The organism is Trichocoleus sp. FACHB-6 (assembly GCF_014695815.1).
Classification (GTDB): Bacteria; Cyanobacteriota; Cyanobacteriia; order Cyanobacteriales; family FACHB-T130; genus Funiculus; species Funiculus sociatus.
The window spans coordinates 1-13,234 of the sequence record NZ_JACJOY010000062.1 but is presented as its reverse complement, the minus strand read 5'-3'; the positions used below and the strand labels follow the sequence as shown (position 1 = coordinate 13,234).

Here is a 13,234-nt window from a genome sequence, read left to right as displayed (position 1 = left end):
TAGGTAGTTCACGCAAGTGCTTCAATCACTGCCTTAGCTACACTAGCACTCGATTGGGGATTCTGACCTGTAATTAGCTTGCCATCTACAACTACATAGTCACTCCACATAGATGCCTTTTCAAACTTAGCTCCGAGTTCCTGCAACCGCGATTCGAGTAAGAAAGGCATCAATTGAGCTAACTTAACTTCCTCTTCTTCTTCGTTGGTAAAACCAGTGACTTTTCGCCCTTTTACAATCGGCGTACCATCTGATTGCGTTGCTTGCACAAATGCAGCAGGGCCATGACAAACCGCCGCTACCACCTTTTGAGCATCGAAAAACTGGCTGACCACCCGACCCACTTCAGGAATAGGTAAGTCGTACATTGTCCCATGTCCGCCAGGGAAAAAGACTGCATCGTAGTCGTCAACATTTACGCTATTCAATGGTTCCGTATACTGTAGAGCTTGCAGTGCATCACCATGAGCTTCAGCTGGCTCAGATGTAGACAAGCTACGGGGATCAATTGGTGCCATCCCGCCTAGAGGACTGGCAACTGTGACTGTATATGTGTGTTGACGAAACAATTGAAAAGGAATCGCGAACTCTTCTAACCACAATCCTGTTGGATGGTCGGCATCAATTTGGTTGTGGCTGGTCACAATTATCAGAATATTTTTCTGGTCGCTCATAAAAGCTGCTCTTGATAGGGAGAAAGTCCGGTTGCTGTCAATTCTAAAGCCTTGACCTTCTTCTGGGCGTATGCCTGAGGAGTGTTAATTAAAACCAGGTACTTTTCTCTCTGGCGCGATGTCCACCACAAGCAAGCTACTGACTGCTAGTTCTCATCTCTGCCTACAAGTGGACGGGATTTTTAATAGCTCACCCTACATACTTTAATATCAGTCTGTAACTTATATCACAAGCATAGCCTTTTTCTGTCACCATAAAGGTGCATTTATCATCACAACTATCAGCCAGTAATTATCACAACTTACTAATTGAAACGATCACACTATTTAGAGGGAGAAACGCGCGATATTAGAGAATACTAGATTTATAGCTTTTTCTGAGATTAGCCTGATGTTTTATGAGGTTTTATGAGGTTTATATTTTTCACATCAATTATTTAGCCCAATTCTTGGGAACTAATTTGCTAAAAGCTAAAAATCGATGAGTTTTTCTGGTTGCTTTCTTATGAACTAGGCATCAAAATTTTAATAAGGGTTTTCCTCTTAACCACTTGAATGAAAAGAATTACCCAATAGCCTATTTAAAAGATTGACAGCGTAAGCGTGTATTTATTTCAAAAGTTACCAATTCAGTCAGGGGAAGAGCAATGTTTAGTCTCACAAAGGCAATGATTGGTACTTGCGTTGAACGCCTCCAAGCAGGTTATCGTCAGGCTTACGGAAATCTTAAACCCGATTATGTTGACCTGATTAGTTGGGTGGCAAATATGGCGCTGGAAAACATTGCTACTAGCAACGCCTTGTATCACAACGTTGAACACACTATCCTTGTGACTTTAGTAGGACAAGAAATTTTGCAAGGGAAGCACCAAAGTGAAGGAGGTGTTTCCTGTGAGGATTGGTTGCATACAATAATTTCTTTGCTGTGTCATGACATTGGCTATGTTAAGCGTGTTTGTCGTCAAGACCAACTTAATGAGAGGTTGTATGCTAAGGGAATAAAAGGTGAGATAATTTCTTTACCACTTGGTTCCACCGATGCAAGCCTAACTCCTTATCATGTAGACCGGGGGAAATTGTTTGTTGAGGAGTGTTTTTCGGGTCATCCACTGATTGATGTGGAAGTGATTAAGCACAACATTGAGTTGACCCGTTTCCCAGTCCCCCCTGATGAGGAACATCAGGACACTGTTAACTATCCCGGTTTAGTTCGCGCTGCTGATTTAATCGGTCAGCTTTCAGACCCGCAATACTTGCAAAAAATTACAGCGCTGTTCTACGAGTTTGAAGAAACTGGTGTCAATAAAAATTTGGGCTACCATCATCCAGAGGACTTGCGTTTAGGTTTCCCAAATTTTTTCTGGAATGTTGTTTATCGTTATATACAACAAGGGGTACGCTACTTGGAGGTAACGCCCTCTGGTAGACAAATCATTACTAACCTAATGAAGAATGTGTCTGTAGTAGAGGATGAAATTGTTGGGAATACTCTCAAAGTATCAGTGGACAAGTCTTATATGAGTTTCCCCAATTTGAAGAAAGTCTCTCGTGACACAATTGGGTATGAGGCTAATCAACTAGCAACTAACCAAGGGTCGGTTGCTATTAATAAATTAGTTTCCTCAAAAAGCGTGTTTGTGAATGCTAGGTAGAAGTTACGCTTTACTTTAGTAAGGGCTGTTGTTGAATTGGAGAATGATAGGATTGAATAATCCCTTACTATTTACTCAAGGCAGTTTTTTAACTGCTGTTGAATTTGGGCTATGTTCAAGTTACGCCCAATAAATACCAGCTGATTGCTTTTATGAGAAGACCACTTATCAGTTTTCAACTCAATTCGTTTGCCGCACAGTTGAAAGATGTGACGTAAACTGCTTTCCTTAAACCAGAGTAACCCTTTGGCGCGAAAGACATCATCGGGCAATTGGTCAGTTAAAAGGTATTGAAATTTCTCTAAGAGGAAAGGGCGATCGCTTTGAAAAGAAAATGACATGAAACCATCATTTTCTAAGTGGTGGGAATGATCGTGATGATGATCGTGGTGATGATGATGGTGGCTGGATTCCTCTTTAGCTGCATAAGATTCCGCTTGGGAAAATCCCACATCTAAAATTAGTGGTAGAGGAACTTGTCCGTAGGAGGTTCGCAAAACTCTCGCGCCAACTTTCACTGTGCGAATGTATTCTTCTAATTCCTTGACTTTCTCTTCTGGAACCAAATCGGTTTTGTTTAGCAGAATGATGTCACCATAAGAAACTTGATTGAGGGCGGCATCGCTTTCAAAATGCTCTGGTGTAAATGTTGCAACATCCACCAAAGTTAAGATAGAATCAATCCTGGTTAAATCCCGCAAATCTGTACTAATAAAGGTTAGGGCAATTGGTAATGGATCGGCGACTCCGGTTGTTTCAACAATTAAGTAGTCGATGCGATCGCTTCTTTCCATCACCTTGTGAACTGCATCGAGTAATCCATCGTTAATCGTGCAGCAAATACAGCCATTAGTTAATTCCATCATGGTTTCATCAACCGAAATCAACAACTGGCTGTCAATATTAATATTGCCAAACTCATTCACTAAAACTGCCACCTTCAAGTCTTGGCGATTTTGTAAAATATGGTTTAGTAGGGTTGTCTTTCCACTACCCAAGAAGCCTGTAATAATCGTTACAGGCATTCCCCGTTTAGGAATATCTAATATTGCGTCTGGTGTTGTTGCTGTGATATTTGTCATTGCTCTTGTTTTGTTAATTGAGCTGATCGGAAATTTGTAATTGATATTCCCAAGCCTTTTTCTGCATAGTTTGGAAAATGTTGTAAAAACCATTGGCGCGAGAAGGTGTCAGCTGGAAATTCTTTTAGCCGCTTGGCGTACCAAATTAGTTGCTCATAGCGTCACTTGGGATCGGCTTGACGTTGAAAGCGTTCTATAATTCGTGCTAGGGAATTTGGTAACGAGGAAGCGGTGGACGACATAATAGAGGCTTCAGATAATGGTTCTTATCTTACTTAAAAACTAGCCTGGGTAGCGTGGGGTAAAGGCGGAATTCGAGCAAGAATGCCTTTTTTTAGTGCTTCTGGTCGTTCTTGTCGTGGGATGATACCTGTGGCACTGGTAAAGTATTTTTCGCTGAATTTGAGGATTTCTGCTGCACTCTCTAAAGGTGGTAAATCGCCAAACATGAGGGTAGCTTTATTAGGAGCAGAAAAGGCAATAGTACACGAGCGATCGCATCCACTTAGACACTCAACTTCTTGAATTGCAAACTCTGATTGTAACGACCAATTTTCATACAAATTCGATAGCTGAGTCAGCAAATGATCGCCCCCAGTCTGGTTCATGTATTTTCGTTCGGTTGACGAAAATGAACAGGATTTGCAAACAAATAAAACGTGTTCAGTCATGGGAATAATATTGTTGGAGAAACTAAACTGGGTGGAATATAGTGTTTCTCAGTTGCGTGAAGTACATCAGAATAACCTAACCCCCAACCCCTTCCCTACAAGGGAAGGGGAGTAAGAATTAAAGCCTATCTTCTACAAGGAGAGAGGTCACAGTGTACCTCATCCAACCGAGAACCGCTATATATGGCGGTTTTGACGTTATCGCCACTTTGGTAAGGACATGGCAATGCCGTGTCCCTACAGGTTTATCGCACCCAGCCCTCGAATTACTATAGACGATGCAGGAACGCGATCGCATATTTGCTGATAATGATTATCATTATATCATCAACTGATTCCAGGCAGGGTATTTTACAGTTTCGAGTGCAATAGAGTGCTACATTGCCTCTAGCCGTTGACGCAGCTTACTACTGAGGGCATCAATTGCGGTGACGACTACTAACAGCACCAACATCATCGTTGTTGCCTTGTTGTATTCAAAACCACGGATGTAGTTAACCAGCTCAAAACCAATGCCACCCGCACCAACGACACCCAACACCGAGGCGGCGCGAATATTATACTCAAACATATACAAGGTATAGCCTAATCCCAAAGGCATCACTTGCGGCAAAATTCCATATTGGGCAATTTGCAGCCAAGAAGCACCAGCAACTTGCAAAGATTCGATAGAGCGTTGATCGACAGCTTCAATGGCTTCTTGATAAAATTTACCGAGATAGCCCACAGTGTAGATGCCTAATGCTAAAGTTCCGGCTGGTGCTCCTAGCCCGGTTGCGGCTACAAAAAGTAGCCCCAGAACAATTGAGGGAATAGAACGCACAGCATTTTGCAGAAAATTAGCCCAGAATCGTAACCAACTAGGTGCCAAATTTCGGGCGGAGAAAATCGCAACTGGCAAGGAAATAATTGCGCCGATAGTGGTTCCCCACAACGACATTTGAATTGTCTCAATTAGCCTCTCAATCGCCACATCTAAAACGTCAAAATTGGGAGGCCATAAACGGGTTACAAAATCAGTTACGTAAGGCCAGCTATCCTTAAGGAGTGCTAAATCTACTTTTAGCCCTTGCAACGCCCAAGCATATACCAAAACAATAATAATCAGTATAATTAGGCGATTAACCCAGGTGTAGCGTCTCCAGAAACTCGCAAAGTTTTTCATAAATTTGTTTTTTTAAACGCTCTAGGTAGCAAAGGAAAGTGCAAAGGTACGCAAATACCTGTGCGTACCTTTGCGTTTAATTTCTTTATCTTGAAAATTGGAATGGTAAATTTTCGCAGTCGCCATCGTGGACTATACGACCTGTATCAAGGATGATAGCTCGTTGGGCGTAGGCGGCGGCGATGCTCAAATCGTGCAGAACTACTACAATCGTCATCTGGCGATCGCGATGTAACTCGGCGAAGGTTTGCATCACTTGTTGGCAACCCATGATATCCAACCCGGCAATAGGTTCGTCTGCTAAGAGGATTTGTGGGGATTGGATAAGGGCGCGGGCGATCGCTACCCGTTGTTGCTGTCCGCCGCTGAGTTGACCAGTTTTTTGATAAGCCTGATCCTGCAACCCCAACTGGCTCAGAAGTTCTAAAGCTTGGCGGCGATCGCGTGGCTTAAATCCCCACAAGCTTTGCCAAGTTGACAACGTTCCCAAACGTCCCACAAGCACGTTTTCCAGGGCGGTGAGTTGCCGAATCAGCCCTCCGCCTTGAAAAATCATGCCTACGTCTCGCCGAATTCTAGGCAAGGTGCGGGGAGTCACCGCTACACCGTTGATGCGAATTTCTCCCCGTTGCACTGGAACTAACCCAACTAGCGATCGCAACAATGTGGACTTTCCCGCCCCATTGAGTCCTAGCAAAGCGACAAATTCACCCTGCCCAATCTTGCAATTAATCCGGTTTAGAATCGGACGATTCAAAGATGCTGCATAGGGCGTTTCTAAGTCTTGGCATTCAATGGTCATTGCAGGATTGCTAATTGCTAATTGCTAGTTGCTAGTTGCTAATTGCTATTAACTATTAGCAATTAACAAATTTCTATGGTTCAATTCCAGCACGACTTAGAGCTTCGCGCATTGGTTGTAAATGCTGATTGCCGTTAACTCTAACTAATTCAGTTGAGTTATACAGGTTTTTTAGCAGTTGATTATTCGCTGGCTGATTCAACTTCAGCATGGCGTTGATGATTCTTTCCCGCATCGGGTTTGGTACGTCATCATCAATGGCGACACCGTGAGCAGGTACGCCAGAAATTCCATGAAGAACCCGCAGTTTTTTTGCTTCTTCTGCGGTGATATATGGGGGGAAAAGGGCGTATTCTGAGACTGCGGCTACATCTGCCTGACCTCTGAGAACAGCTTGCAAGGCTCCGCTGTAGTTGTTACCGTATGAGATTTGTCCGAAGAAACCGTTTAAGCGATCGCGATTCGGCACCAATCCCTGTTTTACCATCTCACCGACTGGGAAAATAAACCCAGATCCAGAGGTGGGGGAAGTGAAAGCCATTTTTTTGCCCCGCAGTTGTTCCAGCGTCTGCTTAGCTGTTGCTTGGCTTTTCAGCGTGCTATTAGTCGGTACTACAAAAACAGATCTATAAGTGTGTCTTCCAGAATAATTTGGACGCACCTCGGCTAGGTACAATCTGGCATTTGCCAACTGCTGAGCTTTCAACGCGGGACGACTGCTCAAAAAAGCAACATCAGCTTTGTTAGCTCTCAAGGCTTCCACAGCAGATGTATCATCAGCAACAAATGCGTCAACTGGCATTCCCAGCTCTCTTGACAAAAACTGTGCTACAGCATTTGCCTTGTTTTGTAAATCTGCGGTATCTCCTCGGCCAGGGAAAGCAATTGTCAAACGCCTAACACGACCCTGAGCAATGGGACTTTGCACTTGGTTGTTGGCGGAGTTGTCTGCCAACGCCTGTGGCACTTTTTCAACCGTGTTGATAGCCAAACCTGCCAGTGCTAATACCGCTACAGCACCTGCACCAAGTAAAATGTTCTTCTTCACGATTATTTTTAACGCTCCGTTGCAAAAATAAAGACTATGCCACTGTTTATAGAGAAATAGTGGCAACAAGCACTTAGTAAAGTCTTAAACGTTTGACAACAAAAGTCAATAACTTTTAAGAAAAAAAGTCAATAAGATTAAATATATTATTACGGTGCGATCGCCCGTAGGCTAAAGCCTCGATGCTCCACAAACGAAGTCCGCGCAACGCAAGACTTAATAAAAGCCTGGGTCAGGAGGCTTTGTTTGTGTAGCGCCACCCTTTAGGGTGAGCGCACCATTCAAATCACGGCAATACAGTCAATTTCTACCAGCACATCTTTGGGGAGACGGGCTACTTCTACGCAAGCACGGGCGGGAGCTGTTTCGGCATCAAAATATTTACCATAAACCGCATTCATCGCGGCAAAATCATTCATATCTTTGAGAAAAACGGTGGTTTTTACCACATTTTGCCAGTTAGCACCACCAGCAGTGAGAATAGCTTCAAGATGAGCCATTACCTGTTCTGTTTGTTTAGCTACATCGTCGGTGTAGACAATATCGCCTATTCTGGGGTCGATGGCAATTTGACCAGCGACGAAGATCATTTGACCAGAAGCAGCGATCGCTTGATTATATGGCCCGACTGGTGCTGGTGCGTTTTCTGTACGAATTACTTTGCGAATCATTGCTATTTGTGTTGATAACGATGTTTCCTGTTTGCGGGGTTGTGAATTGGAGGATTCCAGTTTGTAGCGTTCTCCATCGGGCATTATCGCACCACTAAAGTCCACATTCTGGATGTTCGCTCCGTAAATGTTGGCATCAGTTAAGATTGCCTTCTTTAAGTTGGCTCCATCCAGGTTAGTCTTTATCAAATTTGCTTTTTGGAGTGTTGCTCTCTCTAGATTTGCTCCTCGCAAACAGGTTTCTCTAAGGTTTGCCTCTCCCAGGGATACTCCAGCCAAATCCACATCAGCGAGATTCAAGCCTGACAAATCGCGTTTATCCAGACTTACTCCCCGGAGTTTAGCTCCCTGGAGATTTGCATTTTGCAAGTTTACATTAGCTAGGTTTGCCTGAGTTAAGTTTGCTCCAGCCAAATCTGCCCCTGTAAGATTTGCGTTATTTAAGTCAGCACCACTCAAGTCAGCACCCCTGAGGTCTGCCCAACTTAGATTAAGTGAATTTCCCTGCACACCTTTCAAGTTTGCACCTATCAGGGATGCCCTACTCAGGTTTGCTTCCCACAGACTAGCCTTGGTTAGAGTTGTTTCACTCAAGTCAGCTCCAGTCAAATTTGCTCGATATAGGTCTATCTCACTCAGGTCTGCTTCTTTGAGATTTACCCCACTCAGTTGTGCAGAATGAAATCTCCGTTCTCCTGCTGCGTATCTTTCTAGAAGTTCTTCAGCGTCCATTGTTGATTTAGCAATTATCGCGCCCTTGCATCAGTTTACCGCTTTGTTTCAGTACCGCCTTGGAGTTTGTTCCGAATCTAATAGCCAAAATAAGCCCTGGCGATTAGAAATCGCGGCTTCACATAAGTCCGCCTGCGCGGACTTAAGACAAATCAAAGGTTTTGAAACCCGCGCAGGCGGGTTAAGTCTGTGTAGACGCGGTTTCAACCGCCCAGTTAATGGCAGGGTGAATTTATTTCGCCAACACACCATTGAGGAAAATATCAGCCAAACCTTCAGCCATTTCCTGCATTGCTTTAGGAGAAGAACTACCTCCCATTAGCGTATCTTGGCTAAAACCTGCAATTGTGAACATTCCTAAGAAAACTTGGGCGACAATTCGGGGATTTGTGCGACGATAAATCCCTTTATCCATTGCTGTTTGAAAAAAAGCTTCAGCAACGTCTGTCATTTTGACAATAACTTCAACTTGGATGCGATCGCGTAACTCTGGATGAAACTGCGCCTCCGTAAAACAAACCCGCAGCATATCTGCATTTTCATGCAAATTCATCATCCGGCGGTGCATCACTTGAGCCACAGCTTTATAGCTGCCCATTTCGCTCAATTCTGTCAACAAATCGGTGAGAATTTCCACCCAGCCTTGGGTCGCCACTTCAATCAAAATGGCTTTTTTAGTCGGAAAATGACGAAACAGCGTACCTTCGGCAATCCCAGCGGCGGCGGCGAGATCGCGAGTCGTTGTCCCCTCATATCCCTGACGGGCAAACAACCGCTGGGCTGCGCTCAAAATCTTGGTGTGCGTATCGTCCTCTGTACGAGCGACTTGCTTGGTCGCACCTACGGATTTCCGGTTAAAAATTCCCATATTGAGAAGAATTAGATTAATGGATTGCCACTTACACGTTAATGCTATTGTGCAATGCACAGTTGCGCGATCGCTCAAAGCTTCACACATTGTTAACAGCACGCAATCCACGTTAAAGTCAATATCTTGGAATTAGCGCTGCTTGATTTTTGTACCGTATGAGCCAGTTTTGTCGATTCCTGTTTATCCCAATCCCAAAAACCGAGCAACTATTACGGGAGGCTATGAAACCAGTCCCCAAATGGTCAATAAAACGCCACTGTTCGGCTCTTTTGGCATTTTTGCTAGTTTTTCTCCTCTCGTGGGGAATGCTCCCAGAGGCGGCTGTGGCTCGTACCCAGACACCTCCCAATACTTCAAGGGATACCTCTCCCCCAGCCCCTCTCCTGCAAGGAGAGGGGAGTAATTCTCCCCCCTTCCCTCGCAGGGAAGGGGGGCTAGGGGGGTTAGGTCAGCTTTATCCGAGAAGTACCCAGACACCTCCATCTACTGCTCAATCTATCCAGCCCTACCTAGATCGCGTCATCGAGAAGGTGACTGAATTTAAGCTGGATAATGGTCTGAAGTTTATTGTGCTGGAACGGCACGAAGCGCCTGTAGTTTCGTTTTTCACCTACGCTGATGTCGGCGGTGCTAACGAACCCGATGGTCAAACGGGTGTGGCTCACTTTCTAGAGCATTTGGCTTTTAAGGGAACTACGCGCATCGGAACGCGAAATTACCAGCAAGAAAAGCCGCTTTTAGACCGCTTGGATGAGTTAGCTAAACAAATTCGGGCTGCCAAAGCTGCTAAAAAAGAGGCAGAGGTAGCATCTTTGGAAGCTGAGTTTGCCAAAGTTGAGGCTGAAGCTACTAAATTTGCCAAGCAAAATGAGCTGGGTCAAATTGTAGAGCAAGCTGGAGGCGTAGGATTGAATGCCGCAACCTCAACAGATGCCACAATGTACTTCTTCAGCTTTCCTGCTAACAAGCTGGAACTGTGGATGTCACTGGAGTCAGAGCGGTTTTTAGATCCAGTTTTTCGGGAGTTTTATAAAGAGCAGCAGGTAATTCTAGAGGAACGACGGCTGCGGACTGATAATTCTCCTATTGGTCAAATGATTGAAGCTTTTATTGACAAAGCTTTCAAAGTGCATCCTTATCGTCGTCCGGTGATTGGCTACAACGAAGATATCCGCAATCTCACCCGCGAGGATGTGCAGAAGTTTTTTGATACTTACTACGTTCCCAATAATTTGACAATCGGGATTGTGGGAGATGTTGACCCAGCGGAAGTTAAACGGCTGGCTCAGATTTACTTTGGTCGCTACAAGGCTGCGCCTGCACCGCCGAAGTTAACAGCGGTGGAACCGAAGCAAACCCAACCCCAGGAAGTGACTTTGCGGCTACCATCTCAGCCTTGGTATCTGGAAGGTTATCATCGTCCAGCAATGAGTCATCCTGATAATGCGATTTATGAAATTATCGGTCGTTTGCTGAGCGATGGGCGTACATCTCGCCTGTATAAGTCTTTGGTACAAGAGCAGCAAGTGGCTCTGGCGGCTCAGGGTTTCAGTGGCTTTCCGGGGGATAAGTACCCGAATTTGATGCTGTTCTACGCGCTTACAGCTCCCGGTCATACGGTTGACGAGGTGCAGCAGTCTTTGAGTAAGGAGATTGAGCGGCTTAAATCGGAACCTGTTTCAGCTAAAGAGTTGGAGAGGGTGAAGACTCAGGCTAGAGCTGAGTTGTTGCGATCGCTCGATTCTAATATGGGCATGGCTACTTCTCTGGTGGAGTATGAGGTGAAGACTGGTTCTTGGCGAAATCTGTTTAAGCAGCTAGATGCGATCGCTTCTGTGACACCTGGAGATATTCAACGGGTGGCGCGGGAAACTTTCCAGTCGGAAAATCGCACTGTTGGGCGCATTTTGCCTAAAGAGGGATGAAGATTAATGAACCGCGTTAGCGCCTTAGCCATGCGCGTTAGCGCTTTAGACGCAAAGAGCGCGAAGAAGGGAGAGAAGGTAATATGCAGTGGTTTGGGCATTTGAGGGGTAAGGATGGAAGAAGGAAACATTATTTCGTGTTTCTTTTTTCTTTCGCTTTTTTACTTTTTTCTTTTTTGTTGCCAGCTGTGGCGGACACGGCGCGGCATTACACTGAGTTGAAGTTTTCGCCTGTGCCGGAAGTTAAGGTGCCGGAATATACGCGGTATCAGATGGACAATGGGATGATTGTTTATTTGATGCAGGATCGGGAGCTTCCTTTGGTTAGCGGTACGGCGTTGATTCGCACGGGCGATCGCTTGGAACCTGGTGAGAAGATCGGTTTGGCTGGTTTGGTCGGGGAAGTATTGCGAACTGGGGGAACTGCGAAGCACTCTGGTAATGAGTTAAATGAGCTGTTAGAACAAAGAGCAGCTTCTGTGGAAACTAGCATTAATACTACTGTTGGTTCTGCTAACTTTAGTTCGCTCAGTGAAGATTTGAATGAGGTGTTTAGTCTATTCGCTGAGGTGATTAAAGAGCCAGTTTTTGCCCAAGAAAAGCTGGCTTTAGCTAAGACTCAGCAGCGTGGTGAAATTGCCCGTCGCAATGACGATCCTGGTGATATTGCTTCTCGCGAATTTCAGAAGTTAATCTACGGCGATAGTAGTCCTTATGCTCGAACTGTTGAGTATCAGACTCTGGATAATATCACCCGCGAGGATTTGGTAAGTTTCTACCAGAAATATTTCTTACCCAGTAATGTGATTCTGGGTATTGTGGGGGATTTTGATAAGTCTGCGATGCGCCAGTTGATTGAGGAAAAGTTTGGCAACTGGAAGCCGTCGGGAGTTAAACAGGAAGCACCAATACCAAGTGCATCTCAAGCGAAGAAGGGCGGGATTTTTATGGTGAATCAGCCGCAGCTGACCCAGAGTAATGTTCTCATGGGTCATCTGGGCGGTCAGCTGAATAGTCCTGATTTTGCGGCGCTGGAAGTTCTCAATGGGGTATTAAATGGTTTTGGGGGACGGCTGTTTAACGAAGTGCGATCGCGTCAAGGTTTAGCATACTCGGTCTACGGTTATTGGAGTCCCCAATTTGACTATCCTGGTACGTTTCTGGCTGGTGGACAAACTCGATCTGATGCTACTGTGCCTTTTATTAAGGGCGTTCTAGCTGAAATTGAACGCATCCGCACGTCTGCAATTACTCCAGCCGAACTTGCTTATGCCAAAGAATCAGAACTCAATTCTTTTGTCTTCAAGTTCCAAGATCCCAGCCAAACTTTATCGCGGTTGATGCGATACGAATATTACGGCTACCCGCCAGATTTTATCTTCCGCTATCGGAAAGCTTTGGAAGCAACAACGATTGAGGATGTGCAGCAAGTTGCTCAAAAATACCTCCAGCCAGAGAACATTGTTACTCTGGTAGTTGGAAATGCTGCCGAAATTAATCCGCCTCTGACAAGTCTTACACCAAATGTCACGTCGGTAGATATTTCGATTCCAACGCCAAAGAGCAGTAACCGTTGAGTTAAAAAGCATAAATGCAGAATCCAGAAGAAATATTTTGGCTTCTGAATTCTGCATTCTAAAACTACTCGCAATACTTTTGAGTTAACCTTTAAAAATATAGCGCCTACTTCATGAGTAGACGCTAAAACATAGGAACTTTTAACTCAGCCCGATCGCTTTTTTACAAGCGACAACAATATGCAATCGGCAATTGATGCACTAAATTATTGGGTAGTCCTGCATAGTAATGATAATCAAGCTTTTTGCTCTATAGATAAACTGGCGTTATACTCATGAATAAAATACCAGATAGCTCCTATATGATTGGAGAGTTTTTTAGAGAACGAAAGAGTTTTTCTTACTAAACGCGATATTCTTTGTC

Annotated in this window: 11 protein-coding genes and 3 pseudogenes; 4 read left to right on the top strand and 10 right to left on the bottom strand. The window is 44.6% G+C overall.

The features are described 5' to 3' along the window. Positions 1-8 precede the first annotated feature (8 nt). A complete protein-coding gene (locus tag H6F66_RS11750; protein ID WP_190421351.1) occupies positions 9-674 on the bottom strand; it encodes a type 1 glutamine amidotransferase domain-containing protein in 666 nt (221 codons plus the stop codon). A gap of 647 nt (positions 675-1,321) precedes the next feature. On the opposite strand from H6F66_RS11750, the pseudogene H6F66_RS11745 reads away from it, so the two are divergent. Then, positions 1,322-2,149 (top strand): annotated as a pseudogene (locus tag H6F66_RS11745) (Npun_R2479 family HD domain-containing metalloprotein); the annotation flags it as partial. A 248-nt stretch (positions 2,150-2,397) separates the two neighbouring features. On the opposite strand, the gene H6F66_RS11740 reads toward H6F66_RS11745, so the two are convergent. The 3 genes and pseudogenes from H6F66_RS11740 to H6F66_RS11735 all read right to left on the bottom strand — a co-directional run bounded on the left by H6F66_RS11740 (position 2,398) and on the right by H6F66_RS11735 (position 4,079). Then, the gene (locus tag H6F66_RS11740; protein ID WP_190421349.1) at positions 2,398-3,408 is read right to left on the bottom strand and encodes a GTP-binding protein; all 1,011 of its coding nucleotides are present in this window, start codon (positions 3,406-3,408) and stop codon (positions 2,398-2,400) included. Positions 3,409-3,421: 13 nt separating this feature from the next. Beyond that, a pseudogene (locus H6F66_RS28370) lies at positions 3,422-3,650 on the bottom strand (hypothetical protein). Positions 3,651-3,683: 33 nt separating this feature from the next. After that, the gene (locus tag H6F66_RS11735; protein WP_190421346.1) at positions 3,684-4,079 is read right to left on the bottom strand and encodes a DUF1636 domain-containing protein; all 396 of its coding nucleotides are present in this window, start codon (positions 4,077-4,079) and stop codon (positions 3,684-3,686) included. 152 nt (positions 4,080-4,231) lie between these two features. Between H6F66_RS11735 and H6F66_RS28880 the strand changes: the two genes are divergently transcribed. Further along, positions 4,232-4,354: a hypothetical protein gene (locus H6F66_RS28880; RefSeq protein WP_277873936.1), complete on the top strand. Its 123-nt coding sequence runs from the start codon at positions 4,232-4,234 to the stop codon at positions 4,352-4,354. A gap of 101 nt (positions 4,355-4,455) precedes the next feature. Here the strand turns inward: H6F66_RS28880 and phnE are convergent, their stop codons facing one another. From phnE to H6F66_RS11710, 5 genes are all read right to left on the bottom strand, one after another. Next, entirely contained in the window at positions 4,456-5,244 is a 789-nt protein-coding gene (gene phnE / locus H6F66_RS11730) for a phosphonate ABC transporter, permease protein PhnE (protein WP_190421344.1), read from the bottom strand. 85 nt (positions 5,245-5,329) lie between these two features. Beyond that, entirely contained in the window at positions 5,330-6,046 is a 717-nt protein-coding gene (locus H6F66_RS11725) for a phosphonate ABC transporter ATP-binding protein (protein ID WP_190421342.1), read from the bottom strand. Between the two features lie 73 nt (positions 6,047-6,119). Beyond that, on the bottom strand, positions 6,120-7,100 hold the full coding sequence (locus H6F66_RS11720; RefSeq protein WP_190421436.1) for a phosphate/phosphite/phosphonate ABC transporter substrate-binding protein: 981 nt from the start codon (positions 7,098-7,100) through the stop codon (positions 6,120-6,122). A 275-nt stretch (positions 7,101-7,375) separates the two neighbouring features. Then, the gene (locus H6F66_RS29320; RefSeq protein ID WP_190421340.1) at positions 7,376-8,497 is read right to left on the bottom strand and encodes a Rid family detoxifying hydrolase; all 1,122 of its coding nucleotides are present in this window, start codon (positions 8,495-8,497) and stop codon (positions 7,376-7,378) included. Between the two features lie 232 nt (positions 8,498-8,729). Continuing rightward, positions 8,730-9,365 (bottom strand): TetR/AcrR family transcriptional regulator, encoded by a 636-nt coding sequence (locus tag H6F66_RS11710; RefSeq protein ID WP_190421434.1) that lies wholly within the window; start codon positions 9,363-9,365, stop codon positions 8,730-8,732. A 224-nt stretch (positions 9,366-9,589) separates the two neighbouring features. On the opposite strand from H6F66_RS11710, the gene H6F66_RS11705 reads away from it, so the two are divergent. Together H6F66_RS11705 and H6F66_RS11700 are read left to right on the top strand one after the other, a co-directional pair. Then, positions 9,590-11,293 (top strand): pitrilysin family protein, encoded by a 1,704-nt coding sequence (locus tag H6F66_RS11705; protein ID WP_242019240.1) that lies wholly within the window; start codon positions 9,590-9,592, stop codon positions 11,291-11,293. 83 nt (positions 11,294-11,376) lie between these two features. After that, positions 11,377-12,870 (top strand): pitrilysin family protein, encoded by a 1,494-nt coding sequence (locus tag H6F66_RS11700; protein WP_190421338.1) that lies wholly within the window; start codon positions 11,377-11,379, stop codon positions 12,868-12,870. Between the two features lie 236 nt (positions 12,871-13,106). On the opposite strand, the pseudogene H6F66_RS29315 reads toward H6F66_RS11700, so the two are convergent. Beyond that, positions 13,107-13,234: pseudogene (locus H6F66_RS29315) on the bottom strand (IS1 family transposase); the annotation flags it as partial.